Annotated in this window: 15 protein-coding genes and 1 pseudogene; 9 read left to right on the plus strand and 7 right to left on the minus strand. The window is 58.0% G+C overall.

All coding sequences use genetic code 11. The features are described from left to right. The first annotated feature begins 69 nt into the window (after positions 1 to 69). The 3 genes from DW645_RS05205 to DW645_RS05215 are packed head-to-tail and all read left to right on the plus strand — an operon-like array spanning position 70 to position 2,600. The gene (locus DW645_RS05205) at positions 70 to 1,047 is read left to right on the plus strand and encodes a Sir2 silent information regulator family NAD-dependent deacetylase (RefSeq protein ID WP_199407956.1); all 978 of its coding nucleotides are present in this window, start codon (positions 70 to 72) and stop codon (positions 1,045 to 1,047) included. A gap of 3 nt (positions 1,048 to 1,050) precedes the next feature. After that, the gene (locus DW645_RS05210; protein WP_118226662.1) at positions 1,051 to 1,749 is read left to right on the plus strand and encodes a hypothetical protein; all 699 of its coding nucleotides are present in this window, start codon (positions 1,051 to 1,053) and stop codon (positions 1,747 to 1,749) included. After that, positions 1,737 to 2,600, plus strand: coding sequence for an NAD-dependent protein deacetylase, SIR2 family (locus DW645_RS05215; protein ID WP_118226664.1), 864 nt, complete (start codon positions 1,737 to 1,739; stop codon positions 2,598 to 2,600). The genes DW645_RS05210 and DW645_RS05215 overlap by 13 nt, the downstream gene beginning before the upstream one ends. Here DW645_RS05215 and DW645_RS05220 read toward each other — a convergent pair. Next, positions 2,584 to 3,348: a carboxymuconolactone decarboxylase family protein gene (locus DW645_RS05220; RefSeq protein WP_117862512.1), complete on the minus strand. Its 765-nt coding sequence runs from the start codon at positions 3,346 to 3,348 to the stop codon at positions 2,584 to 2,586. The genes DW645_RS05215 and DW645_RS05220 overlap by 17 nt on opposite strands. A 152-nt stretch (positions 3,349 to 3,500) precedes the next feature. Between DW645_RS05220 and DW645_RS05225 the strand changes: the two genes are divergently transcribed. Beyond that, entirely contained in the window at positions 3,501 to 3,941 is a 441-nt protein-coding gene (locus tag DW645_RS05225) for a MerR family transcriptional regulator (RefSeq protein ID WP_118226666.1), read from the plus strand. 136 nt (positions 3,942 to 4,077) lie between these two features. Here DW645_RS05225 and DW645_RS05230 read toward each other — a convergent pair whose 3' ends face one another. Next, positions 4,078 to 4,713, minus strand: a complete 636-nt coding sequence (locus DW645_RS05230; RefSeq protein WP_199576434.1) for an NAD(P)-dependent oxidoreductase — start codon at positions 4,711 to 4,713, stop codon at positions 4,078 to 4,080. A gap of 128 nt (positions 4,714 to 4,841) precedes the next feature. Here DW645_RS05230 and DW645_RS05235 point away from each other — a divergent pair, with 128 nt between their 5' ends. Further along, positions 4,842 to 5,228 carry a helix-turn-helix domain-containing protein gene (locus DW645_RS05235; RefSeq protein ID WP_233539726.1) on the plus strand — a complete coding sequence of 129 codons (387 nt, stop codon included), beginning with the start codon at positions 4,842 to 4,844 and terminating at the stop codon, positions 5,226 to 5,228. A gap of 271 nt (positions 5,229 to 5,499) precedes the next feature. Here the strand turns inward: DW645_RS05235 and DW645_RS05240 are convergent, their stop codons facing one another. Continuing rightward, entirely contained in the window at positions 5,500 to 6,123 is a 624-nt protein-coding gene (locus tag DW645_RS05240) for a TetR/AcrR family transcriptional regulator (RefSeq protein ID WP_118226668.1), read from the minus strand. 29 nt (positions 6,124 to 6,152) lie between these two features. Beyond that, positions 6,153 to 6,506, minus strand: a complete 354-nt coding sequence (locus tag DW645_RS05245) for a dihydropteridine reductase (protein WP_117765235.1) — start codon at positions 6,504 to 6,506, stop codon at positions 6,153 to 6,155. A 62-nt stretch (positions 6,507 to 6,568) separates the two neighbouring features. Between DW645_RS05245 and DW645_RS09890 the strand changes: the two genes are divergently transcribed. Then, positions 6,569 to 6,790, plus strand: a complete 222-nt coding sequence (locus tag DW645_RS09890; protein ID WP_147356633.1) for a DUF6019 family protein — start codon at positions 6,569 to 6,571, stop codon at positions 6,788 to 6,790. A 441-nt stretch (positions 6,791 to 7,231) separates the two neighbouring features. On the opposite strand, the pseudogene DW645_RS05255 reads toward DW645_RS09890, so the two are convergent. Both DW645_RS05255 and DW645_RS05260 read right to left on the minus strand, forming a co-directional pair. After that, positions 7,232 to 7,849: pseudogene (locus DW645_RS05255) on the minus strand (GyrI-like domain-containing protein). A gap of 138 nt (positions 7,850 to 7,987) precedes the next feature. Continuing rightward, a complete protein-coding gene (locus DW645_RS05260) occupies positions 7,988 to 8,437 on the minus strand; it encodes a hypothetical protein (RefSeq protein WP_118226672.1) in 450 nt (149 codons plus the stop codon). A gap of 564 nt (positions 8,438 to 9,001) precedes the next feature. Between DW645_RS05260 and DW645_RS05265 the strand changes: the two genes are divergently transcribed. From DW645_RS05265 to DW645_RS05275, 3 genes are all read left to right on the plus strand, one after another. Next, on the plus strand, positions 9,002 to 9,631 hold the full coding sequence (locus DW645_RS05265) for a class I SAM-dependent methyltransferase (RefSeq protein ID WP_117635928.1): 630 nt from the start codon (positions 9,002 to 9,004) through the stop codon (positions 9,629 to 9,631). Continuing rightward, entirely contained in the window at positions 9,618 to 10,223 is a 606-nt protein-coding gene (locus DW645_RS05270) for a class I SAM-dependent methyltransferase (protein WP_118226674.1), read from the plus strand. Before DW645_RS05265 ends, DW645_RS05270 begins: the two co-directional genes overlap by 14 nt. A gap of 114 nt (positions 10,224 to 10,337) precedes the next feature. Then, positions 10,338 to 11,168, plus strand: a complete 831-nt coding sequence (locus DW645_RS05275; protein ID WP_117583316.1) for a class I SAM-dependent methyltransferase — start codon at positions 10,338 to 10,340, stop codon at positions 11,166 to 11,168. A 190-nt stretch (positions 11,169 to 11,358) separates the two neighbouring features. Here DW645_RS05275 and DW645_RS10095 read toward each other — a convergent pair. Next, positions 11,359 to 11,628: hypothetical protein (locus tag DW645_RS10095; protein WP_233540718.1), on the minus strand; the 270-nt coding region annotated here is incomplete at its 5' end.

Raw genomic sequence — 11,628 nt, forward strand, 5'->3', positions numbered from 1 at the left:
GCTCTTAAGCAAATCGACATGGATACTTTTTATAGACACCTGTTTATAATAGCTGAAAGAAGGTATCCAGTGACCCTGTACGAGCAGCTCGTTATCGAGCTCACCAACCGATCGTTTTCCCTTCATGCCGCCTACCGCAGCGGCAGCACGCCCTATGAGCTGAGTGACCGCGAGCCCGAGCCCTACGACCAGCAAATCGAGGACTTCGCCCGTATGATCGAAGAAGCCGATTGCGTGCTGGTGGGCGGGGCCTCCGGGCTCTCCGCGGCGGGCGGCGGCGACTTCTACTACGAGGACAACGCGACCTATCGCAAGCATTTCGGCAAATTCGCCGAGCGCTACGGTTTCAAGGGCGCTTTCGAGGGGTCGTTCTACCGCTGGCCCACCGCCGAGGCGCGCTGGGGATACCTCGCCACCTTCCTCGACACCACGCTCAACGCCCCGCTGCGCAAGCCCTACAGGGACCTCGACGCCATTCTCGCCGAGAAGGATTTCTTCGTGCTCACCACCAACCAGGACACGCAGTTTGTGAAGCTCTACCCCTGGGAGAAGGTGGCAGAGATCCAAGGCGACCACCGCTTCTTTCAGTGCTCCCGCTGTTGCACCGACGCGGTGTGGGATGCGGTCGAGCCGGTCTCCAACATGGTAGAGGCCATGGGAGACGGCCTTGAGGTTCCGACAGAGCTCGTGCCGCGCTGCCCGCACTGCGGGGCAGAGGCGTTCCCCTGGGTTCGCGGCTACGGCAACTTCCTGCAGGGCGAACTCTACGAGGAGCAGTACCGCAAGGTGTCCGAATGGCTCGACGCGCACGCACGGCAGAGGATCCTCTTCCTCGAGCTGGGTGTGGGCCGCATGACGCCCGCGTTTATCCAGGAGCCGTTCTGGGCCCTCACGGCGCAGTTACCGCAGGCCAGCTACATCGCCGTAAACAACAAGACGCAGTTTCTCCCCCGCGCGATCGAGGATCGGGGGCTCGCCGTTCGCGCCGACATCGCCGACGTGCTTGCCGACGTGCTTGCCGACGTGCGCAAGACGCTGGGGAGGTAGCGCATGGAGACGGCGAAAGCAGTTCGCATAGGCAGGGCGCTAGCCGAAGCGGATCTTGTCATCATCGGCGCCAGCAACGGGCTGGACATGGCAGAGGGGCTCAACCTCTTCTGCGCCGATGCTCATTTCCGAGAGGCGTACGGCGACCTCGCTCAGGCCGACGGCATCGGCTGCATACTGCAGGGGCTCGCCTCCCCGGATGCCAGCGTGCGACGCCGATGGGCCGAGCGGTTCCATCAAAAGGAGTATCTCGAATATGAGCCCGGCTCGCTCATGAACGGGCTGCGGCGTCTTACGGAGCACGCCGACACCTTCGTGGTCACATGCAACATCGACGGGCACTTCGCGCGCGCCGGGTTCGACGAGAACCGCGTGCTCGAGACGGAGGGGGGCATACGCACGTCGATCGACGAGCGGCGTCTCGCCCATCCAGACGCCCTCGCCACGGCCCAGCTCGAGGAGCTCGAGCGCCTTGTGCAAGCCCATCGCAACGGCAGGGTCGCCATCCTCGAACTTGGCGTGGGACTGCGCAACGGCATCATAAAGCACATGCTCGCCCAGATCGCGAACGTCTGCGAGCACGCCACCTACATCGTGTTCAACTACAGCCAGGCCATGGCGCCCGACGCATCGTGCGAGACGATTCTCATTGACGGCGATATGGCCCCGGCTTTCGAGGAGATCGCCCGATGCCGCCCCTAGAAAGAGATGCACATAAACTTCGAAGCCTTATCGACGATGCCGACGCCATCATCGTCGGCATCGGCTCGGGCATGTCGAGCGCCGCCGGGTTCAACCATTACAACCGTGCGGGCATGGCGCGCGCAGGAATGGCGGACTGGCAGCAAGCCTTTGGCTTCAAGAGCCTTTTCGACGGCTTCTACCACCTCTACCCCAGCCTCGAGCAGCAATGGGCATACTATGCGCGATACATCGACTTCATGCTGCGCGAGCCGACCTCGCAGCCCTATCTCGACCTACGGTCCCTCATCGGCCATAAGGACTACTTCATCCTGAGCACCAATGTGGACACCCAGGCCGAGAAGACGTTTCCCGCCGAGAGAATCTGCAACTATCAGGGAAGCTTCGCACACCTTCAGTGCAAGCAGCCATGCTGCGACGAGCTCTTCGACGCGAGCCCCTACGTCGAGCGCATGCTCGCGGGCATGGCGGGGTTCGAGGTCCTCAGCGAGGGCGTCCCCCGATGCCCGCACTGCGGCTGGCAGCTCGTGCCGTGGGTGCGCGACGACACGTTTCTGCAGGGTGCGGCCTGGCGCGAGAGCCTCGGACGATACGAGCGCTTCGTGCGCGAGCGCAGCGATCGCCGCGTGCTGTTGCTGGAGCTCGGCGTGGGCGAGATGACCCCCGGCATCATCACGCTCCCGTTCTGGAGCATGACCGCAAAGCTGCCGGATGCGCACCTTTTGAGCGTAAACATCTCGGGCGGCTCGGCTCCGCTGCAGCTTGGAAGCAAGGCAGGGGCGATCCAGGCCGATTTGGGCGTCCTGCTCTCGGCGGCACGGACGGCGAAGGTATTTAAGCCTCCTTGTTAGTCTCTTTGAGATATTCCCCGTCGCCCACGGGCTCTAACCACTCGTTGGAGGCCTCCTCGCCCGGAACCTCCAGCGCGAGATGGGAGAACCAGCTCTCGGGCGCGGCTCCGTGCCAATGTTTCACACCCGGGGCGATGTTGACCACATCGCCAGGGCGCAGCTCCTGTGCCGGTTTACCCCATTCCTGGTAGAACCCTCGACCAGCCACGCAGATGAGAATCTGTCCGCCGCCGTTTTTGGCGTGGTGCACGTGCCAGTTGTTGCGGCAGCCGGGCTCGAACGTCACGTTGTAGACGCCAACCTGCTCGGTTGATAGAGGCGCGAGGTAGCTTTGCCCGATAAAGTACTTCGCGAATGCGTCGTTGGGGGCACCGATGGGAAAGGCCATCTCGTTTTGGTGCTCGGCTTTTGCATCAGCGGCATCGTCATCCGCCCAGACCTCCTTCGCCATGCGAAAGGCCGCCCATGCCTTGGGCCACCCCGCGTAAAACGCGGCGTGGGTAAGGATTTCCGCTATCTCCGCCCTGGTTACACCGTTATTCTTTGCGGACATCAGATGGTATTGGAACGAGGAATCCGTCAGTCCCTGCGCCATCAGCGCCACCACCGTCACCACGCTGCGGTCTCGAAGGGAAAGCTCGCCCTCTCGGCTCCACACCTCGCCAAACAGCACATCGTCATTGAGCTGTGCGAATTTGGGGGCAAAGTCCCCTAGGGCATCTCTGCCTGCCGTCTGTTTAATTGCCATGATCGATCTCCCCCTGTCGATGGTTTAGGTGCAAATCTGTTTCCGCATTACGGAACACCCTTTGCAATCCCTGTTCTAATGACGAGAATGAAGGTAATACCTAAACCTGACTTTAGGTCAAGAAATGAATTCGAGATTGATTCGGAGGAGCCATGTACACAATCGGACAGGTGTCGGAGATGTTCGGCTTGCCCGCCTCAACGCCGCGCTATTACGACAAGCAGGGATTGTTCCCGGCATTGGAGCGGACGTCCGGCATTCGGCAATTCGGCGATACGGAACTCGAGGCGCTTCGGGTCATCGAATGCCTCAAGAAAGCGGGGATGGAGATCAAGGACATCCGTCTATTCATGGAATGGTGCGCGGAGGGTCCATCGACATACCCCAAACGCAAGGCCATGTTCGAGGAGCGGAAGGCCCACATGGAGCTAGAGATCGCGAACATGAACCGCGCGCTGGACATGCTGAAGTACAAATGCTGGTTCTACGGGCAGCTGAATCAGGGCGAGAATGAGACTGAGCTGAGGGCCATGATTCCCGACGGCTTGCCAGAAGACATCAAAGAGGCCTACGAAAACGCTCACGCTCGGTAGTACCAAAAACGCCCTTTTTAAACTCAACCATTGTTTAAGATGTCACAACTCGGACAACAAGACTGGTTGCCCCGGTACGCAACGGGAGGGTCGACGCGGCTGGCATCGACCCTCCCATTTCCCAAACGGCATAAAGCTACTTGCTCACAACCGAGATGCGCTGGGCGACGTGGTTACCGGACTCGATCTCATCGACCATGGCAATCGCATAGTCAGCGTACGAGAGCGTTGACTCGCCGCGGCTGTTGAGCGTGAACTCCTCGCCCGCCAAGATATACTCACCGGTGCGCTCGCCGTCGGCCTGGAAGTCAGCAGCAGGGGAAATGAAGGTCCACTTGAGGCCGTCCGTTTCGCGAAGGTGAGCAAGGACTTTGCCGGCCGCGGCGGACAGCGGCTTCCAGTCATCGGGGAAGTCCGGGCCCATATCGACGGTGACCGTATGCTCGGGGTTGACGAACAGCGAGCCCGCGCCACCCACTATGAGCAGGCGCACATCGGTGCCGACCAGCACATTAGCCAAGTGGATGCCAGCGTCGGTGATACCGGGGATGGTCTCGGGCGTCCAGCCGCCCACGGCGTCCACCACGGCGTCGAATCCTTCGAGGTCTTCCGTCGTGAGCTCGAGTGCATCTTTGATGACGGAGTTCTGAGCGGCGGTCCTATTCTCGCCGCGCACGATAGCGGTCACGTCGAATCCGCGACGCACGGCCTCCTCAACGATGAGGCTGCCGGCCCTGCCGTTCGCTGCTACAACTGCGATTTTCTTGGTCATCATACTTTCCTTTCGACCTGCGGCACTCGCCGCCGCTTTCCTTGCGGCTCATACGATACGCGTCAAAGGTATATAATGGAAAGTAGGCACATAAAAGTGCTGTAAGCACCAAAAGGAAACTAATGTAAATGACGTGCATGATTGCAGACGGAGGTTTCACGAATATGACAACACCGACTTTGGAGAACCTGCCTGCCTGCCCAGTGGAGACAACGCTTTTGCTCATCGGCAACAAGTGGCAGGTGCTCATCCTGCGCGAACTCTCGCTCAAAGGCACGATGCGCTTTAAGGAGCTGCAACGCTCGATCGGCAAGATTTCGCAGAAAGTTCTGACCAGCAACCTACGAACCATGGAGGAAACGGGGCTCGTTCATCGTGAAGCGTTCGCAGAGGTGCCCCCACGGGTGGAGTACTCGCTCACCGACCTGGGACAGACACTCAGACCCGTTCTTGACGCAATGAGAGCTTGGGGCGAGAACTACAAGGAGCAGCTCAGCGGCGGCGGGCTTCGATAAGTAGCTCCTACTGGTTACACGCCTACAGAAACCCCTCCGTCCTATCGCCATCACGGGAAACCCTCCTCCTTGGTTCTCGCCGCAAACGGCTTCGAGGCCGCGCTGGAGATCCCGGCACGGCTGGAGCCGCCCCGCGCGAGCAGCGGAAAGGGATACACGCCCTTTACCAAGGTAGATTGCTGCTTTCGCTTCCCGTTCCTTCCGCAGTATTCTCAAGGCGGATGCGCGGCCCGCGCTCTTGGCGCCTAGGGGGCGTCGCCGTCACATCGTTTCATTCGCGCCTCTCTTTAGCGTTGGCAAGACGTCGGTTCGTGCCGTTCGGGTGCACGCAGGTTTTGATAATGCGCGCCATCTCATCGATAGGCGTTTCGCAGCCGCTCCGAATCCAGTCCTGTACCACGGCAGAGAGCCCATGCACATAAAAACTGATGACGAAGGCCCGCTGCTCGCTGGGATAGCCAAAGCGCTCCAACACTGGGTCGATGATGTGCTTCGCTAGGGCCTCGAATCGCTCCTGAGCTTGCAGCGTATGCCCGTTTGCGAGCATCGCGCGATAGATGGAGCAGTTGTCTTGGACGAACTCGAGGTAGGGCCTCAGATACTCGTCGGTTACGAAAACGAGCTCATCGAGGGAAGCCGTACGGATAGCCCCGATCGTGTCTGCGGCGCTTTGTTCAAAGCGCTCGAAGAACTTGGTGTTCACATGCTCCGAACACTCCTTCACGAGGTCAGGGACACCCTGGCAGTGAAGGTAGAACGTAGAGCGCCCCACCCCGGCCTTCTTGCAAATCTCCTTAACGGTTATGAACTCCGCGCCCTTGTTCTGCAGCAAGTCGAGCAAAGCCTCGTCCATAAGCTGCGCCGTCGTAAAGTATCTGCTCTGCTGCCTGTTCACCCAAGCCTGCCTCTCCCTGATGCCAAAAGCTATTCGCCGGCAATTCCCTTGGCAAGCTCCATTATCTCAAAGGCGTATTTCTTCTTAGAGGTTTCCAGAATCCAGCGATACAGAACAAGGTTCACGCTTGCGCCTGCGATACCCAAGATACCAAGGACGATTCCGAGCACAAACAACGTGCCCTCGCCAGGTCCCAGCACACCCATGGTCAGGCACATGCCCACACCCAACAACAGCGAGGAAGCGATGCCAAAGCTGTAGGCGAAGACGTTCGCGGGGCGCTTTGCTTTGGCATCGAGCTTCTTGAGCGCGGTGAGCTTGGAGGCGCTTTTGGGCGCGTATTGCTTGGCGATCGATTCCGCGCAGGTCTTGTCGGTGTCCATGTTTTCTTCCTTTTCTCTATGGCTTGTTCGACAACCCAAGAATAGGAAGAACGTGCAGGCGATTGAAGAACACAAACGGGACGTTGTGTCCATGTTATATCGGCGAATGTCGACACTCACCGCAACTGCTCGGAATGATGATTGCGCTGCATTTCGTTATCAAATGGGCAGTGAAAAACGGCATAAAAGAGGCCTACGGTGCTGTCACTGGCAAGAATACCGCCGAAGATATCCAAAACGAAAAAGAGTTGAAAGAACTTGGATTGGATCAAGAGGATCGATAAATCCAGTTTCGCTGCCCCTAAAACGGCCTTGCTTTGCCCTCGGGGACAATGATGCTCACTCATTCATTTGAATTCGTCTTGAGGAGCGCCTTAACGTGCAGGTCGTAACGTGTGGCATAGAGAGGTCGTCCCCTGCGCTTTATCCTTCGCGCGCCCGTGCTTACCTTGATAAGGTCGGCATCACGAAAGAGCATCGCTTCCTCGAGGTATCTATTACGGCGTTTCAGTCTATCGCCTTTCAAGAGCTGCTCCTAAAACTCGAATCTGATTACACTTTTGGGAGTTTCATAACTCTGCGCCACAAGATGAGCAAAGAACGCACCTCGAGATGAATCGACTAAAGGAATTACGCACCTGCCGGGAGGCAGACAGCCTGCTCGATCATCGCGGACTGCCAATTGATAAACCCCAAAGCCGGACCGCACGGCGGCGCTCGTTTCGCTAAATCGGCTTGATGGAATGGCGGATCACGGTCTTGAGCTTCTCCGGCACACACTTGCGCGGATCGGAAAGGTAGATTTCGTGATGCAGGCGGAATTCGGAGAAGTCGGGGGCGTAGCCCCGTTCCGCTGCAAATGTGCGCATGGCGTCTATGGTCGTCGTCTCGTCGTCGTAAGGCCCAGTGTGCATGCACTGAACGCAAAGGCCCTCGTCGACCCTCAGCAGCTCGACCGCCGAGAAGTCCAGCTTCTTCTTGGTGGCAGCTTCCGAAACGGCCCAGTCGAAATCCTCGCGAGTGACGAAATCGGGCAGGCGGATGCACGAGATAAAGTTGAAGTCGTCCTTCCTCGTGTAATCGATCTCGCCATCGGCGCGGTCTTGCCACCAGAAGCCCTCGAGTGGCGGCACGACGAAGTCGAAATAGCCTTCGATTTCACGCGGGCCCTTCTTCGACATCTTGATGGTATAGGCAACGCCGTAGGGCATCGGCAGCGCGTTCTGCTACGCGCCGCCTTCGGCATTGGGATCGCCCTTGCCCCGCACGGCAACGTAGCTCATAGACGGAACGATCAGAATGCTCGGCTTGTCAGGCGGTTTGCCCGCGATGTTGTAGCGCACCGTAGACGCTGATGGAGATGGCTGCGCGCAGGCACGAGTGCGCCGCCGCACCTCATGGCCTATTTCTCGGGTATTTGGGGCGCGCGGCGTTCAAAAATGTGAAGCGGTTCCGCATGCTCGGGGTTGAGCCGAGGCGCCCTACTTCTCGCCCTCCAGCAGGCCCACGATGCGGTCGATGTCGACGGCGAAGCGGGGCCTTCCCTCGCGCTCGTAGCGGTCGAGGTACGCCTGACACTCGGAGACAATGCGCTTGATGTTGCCGTCGATGATGCGCTGGAGCGTCTCGTAGTAGGCCGAGCCCTCGGTCCTGAAGCGGCGCTGGTAGGACTTGGTTATGGGGAACATCTTGATGTAGTGGATGCCGTGGCGACAGCCGGGGCTCGTCGTGGGGCGGGGTGGCAACGCAAAGTACTGGTCTTTGGGCACGTTGGGGGCGATGTTGGAATGCAGCGGCACGGCGAAGTCCCTGCGCTTCCCGCGGAAACGCAGCCTCACCACCACGATGCAGGGGAGATTGTGCTTAAGCATGAGCTCGCGGTCGCCCTCGACGAGGTCAAAGAAGTCCTGGGAGATGGATACGACCTTCACCGGTTGCGCCTCTTCATACGAAGTGGGGCCCGCATCGCTGCAGGCCCCTACAGGTGGGCGATATTCTACGCCTTGCGGCACCCCGTCGCCCACGGAGGTTAAACGTACACGTAAGCCGTACTCTGAAAGCCGCGGCTTCCGGCAAGTAGTTTATGCCACGAAAGGTCGCTTTCAACGCGCATAGCTCGCAAAATAACACTCGCTGGGCCGTCACCCCTGGCAGTTGCCCTCCAATCTTCATTGGAGTCAGCAGGTCAATTCATATAGTTATGGGGGGGGTATCCTAAAGGAAATCAAATTTATACCCCCATAACTAAGGAATTTTCTATTCCCACTCAATGACTAGGGCCCTGGTGTAATTGGCTGGATCACCGTTCCGGGAACCGGTATCGACCTACCTGTCCGCCGAGCTCTTTCTTCAGCTCCAGCCTAGTATCTGATTCGCGCCGTTATAAGCGAAAACCGAAGAGATGCGTCTTAGCCAAGAAAAGAAGGTTAGCCTCATCTTACTGCATGATTCGTGTGTTATAGTTAGATGGCTCTAACTGTTTGGGGGCGATGGCCATGCACGAACGCAAGGACTTCTGGGACAGGAATGCTGGTCGGTACGACCGTTTCATGCGAAACGACCGGGCGGCGTATGAGAAGATGTATGGGCTGATCCGGCCGGTGGTGAAAGCAAAGACCGTGCTGGAGGTTGCCACCGGCACGGGGCTCATCGCAAAGAGCGTCGTGGATGCGGCGGCGCGCATCGAGGCTACGGACGCCTCTGCAAAGATGATCCTTGAAGCAAAGCGGGACAATCAATCCGCAAAGCTGCACTTTTCCGTACAAGATATGTTCCGCCTGCCCTATGCACAGAAGTCCTTCGAAGTGGTGATCGTGTCCAACGCACTTCACATAGTGCCGCATCCGGAAAAGGCCCTGCAAGAAATCAGGCGGGTGCTGAAGGACGACGGCGTGCTCATCGCGCCAACCTTCACCCACGCGGGGAACTCGGTTTCCGGCAAGGCAAAAGCCTTTTTCATGAGTATGGCGGGATTCCCCCTCCACAGCGGGTGGACAAGCGAGGAATACCTGCGTTTCCTGCGTCAAAACGGCTGGGCGGTGCGGAAAAGCGCGGTGCTGAAGGCCTCGTTCCCGTTGACCTATGCGGAATGCACGAAATCGGAGGGGCCAGATGTCGTTCTTTGAAAACACCCGCAAGCCCGTGGGCCTCGGCGGAAAACTTATGGTTGCCATGATGAACCTGGGCCACAGCCCTGTGGCGCGGTGGGGGCTTCGATTTCTACGACTTGCGCCAAATGCCAAGGTGCTGGATTGCGGCTGCGGCGGCGGGGCGAATATAAAACGGCTGCTGAAAAAATGCCCGCATGGCGTCGTCAAGGGCGTCGACTATTCGCCCGTCAGCGTGGAGAAGACTAGAAAGCTCAACCGAATTGCAATTCAGGAGGGGCGTTGCGCCGTTCTGCAAGGCAGTGTGGCGGATATGGTGTTTGAGGATAGCTACTTCGATGCCGCCACGGCCTTTGAGACCGTCTATTTTTGGCCTGATTTGCCCCGATGCCTCCGTGAGGTCTGGCGGACGCTGAAGCCAGGCGGGACAATTCTCATCTGCAACGAGAGCAATGGCGATACGGACAAGGACGAGAGGTGGACGCAGATCATCGGCGGCATGACCGTCTACAAGGACATTGAATTAAAGGCGTATCTGGAGCAGGCGGGTTTTCACGAGGTGCAGATACGCAAAAAGAAAAAGTGGCTCTGCATCACGGCGCGGAAGTAAGGGCATCAAGCACGGGCATTTTTGCATCCATCCTGCACATGAGTTAGGCATGCCGGTCATAGCGGCTGTGCTGGCGGCAATTATGACAGTTTTTATTCACTGAGGAAGAAACCTATGAAATGTAAAATTGAGAAAAACACCGTGCAGGAGACGCTGATCCTCCCGCTGTATTCCCGGAAGCTGTGTACGGAGTTGTACCCGAACCTTTACAAGGATGAAACAGCGGTTCGTCTGCTCGGCCAGATCGACTACGACTTTTCAGAGGCAGAGAAAAACTCCCGCAGCCTGATGCAGCGCTTTGGTGCGCTGGAGGTGGCCATGCGGCAGGGTGATCTTGCTTTCGAGGTGCGGGATTACCTGAAAGACCACCCCAATGCGGCGGTGGTCAATCTGGGCTGCGGGCTGGACAACACCGGCAGAACCTGCGACAACGGTAGATGCAAGATCTACAATCTGGACTTCCCGGATGTGATTGCCTTGCGGCAGCAGCTGCTGCCCGCCGGGGATCGAGAACAAAATATCCCCTGCGACCTGAAAGACACCGCATGGTTTGGCAAAATCGATGCCTCCGGCGGGGCGGTGTTCTTTGCCTCCGGAGTGTTCTATTACTTTCTGACCCAGCAGGTCCGGGAACTGGTGCGGGGGATGGCGGACGCTTTCCCCGGCGGTGTGCTGGTCTTTGATGCTGCCAATCGGACGGCAGTAAAGATGATCGCAAAAACATGGCTTAAGACTGCAAAAATCAAGGATGTGGGGGCATATTTTGCGGTTTCGGATGCCGCCAAGGAAATCGGCACGTGGAACAGCCGTCTACAGGTCACAAGTCGCGGCTATATGCTGGGTTACAACGATTTGAGAGACCCTTCTGTCAGCGGCTTTTTCCGGTTTCTCGCAAGGGTCGGTGACAACGGGATGAAAATGCAAATCGTGAAAATTAGATTTTAAAAGGCAAAAATGAAGCCCATTCACTTTGACGTTGAAGAAGACGGCTTTTACGGCACATATTGGGCGTGCAAGGACACACATACAGCAGCGGACACGGATTCGATTGAAACCGTGCCCGCTATCTAATACTATATTATTTTATCGAACGCCTGTTCTATTCCCACTCGATGGCGTCGGTTCTGCCGTCCCGTCATTCCAGTTGCACCCAGTTTTCGGCATCGACACGGAACGCGTGCCGCCGAATGACGCGATGTCGCGTTTCGTCGGCTTCGGGGACAAAAGTTGGGACAACCTCAAAAACTTTTTTCAAACTCAGGGCTTTGAGTTTTTGTTTTTGTCCCAAAGTGCGCGGCGGGTCGCCTTTGGAGGCTCGATGGCGCCGAAAACGCCCGTTTTGAAACTCAACCGGTAGCGCACAGAGATGTGGTGTAAGAGGCGGGGCATGCCCCGCCTCTGCCCT

This window comes from Collinsella sp. AM23-17 (assembly GCF_003470945.1).
Taxonomy (GTDB): Bacteria; Actinomycetota; Coriobacteriia; order Coriobacteriales; family Coriobacteriaceae; genus Collinsella; species Collinsella aerofaciens_O.

What these genes read in the sequence shown, in the direction of transcription:
- DW645_RS05210 (WP_118226662.1), top strand. Translation starts at nt 1,051, where the DNA reads ATGGAGACGGCGAAAGCAGTTCGCATAGGCAGGGCGCTAGCCGAAGCG.
- DW645_RS05215 (WP_118226664.1), top strand. Translation starts at nt 1,737, where the DNA reads ATGCCGCCCCTAGAAAGAGATGCACATAAACTTCGAAGCCTTATCGAC.
- DW645_RS05220 (WP_117862512.1), bottom strand. Translation starts at nt 3,348, where the DNA reads ATGGCAATTAAACAGACGGCAGGCAGAGATGCCCTAGGGGACTTTGCC.
- DW645_RS05225 (WP_118226666.1), top strand. Translation starts at nt 3,501, where the DNA reads ATGTACACAATCGGACAGGTGTCGGAGATGTTCGGCTTGCCCGCCTCA.
- DW645_RS05230 (WP_199576434.1), bottom strand. Translation starts at nt 4,713, where the DNA reads ATGACCAAGAAAATCGCAGTTGTAGCAGCGAACGGCAGGGCCGGCAGC.
- DW645_RS05235 (WP_233539726.1), top strand. Translation starts at nt 4,842, where the DNA reads ATGACGTGCATGATTGCAGACGGAGGTTTCACGAATATGACAACACCG.
- DW645_RS05245 (WP_117765235.1), bottom strand. Translation starts at nt 6,506, where the DNA reads ATGGACACCGACAAGACCTGCGCGGAATCGATCGCCAAGCAATACGCG.
- DW645_RS05265 (WP_117635928.1), top strand. Translation starts at nt 9,002, where the DNA reads ATGCACGAACGCAAGGACTTCTGGGACAGGAATGCTGGTCGGTACGAC.
- DW645_RS05270 (WP_118226674.1), top strand. Translation starts at nt 9,618, where the DNA reads ATGTCGTTCTTTGAAAACACCCGCAAGCCCGTGGGCCTCGGCGGAAAA.
- DW645_RS05275 (WP_117583316.1), top strand. Translation starts at nt 10,338, where the DNA reads ATGAAATGTAAAATTGAGAAAAACACCGTGCAGGAGACGCTGATCCTC.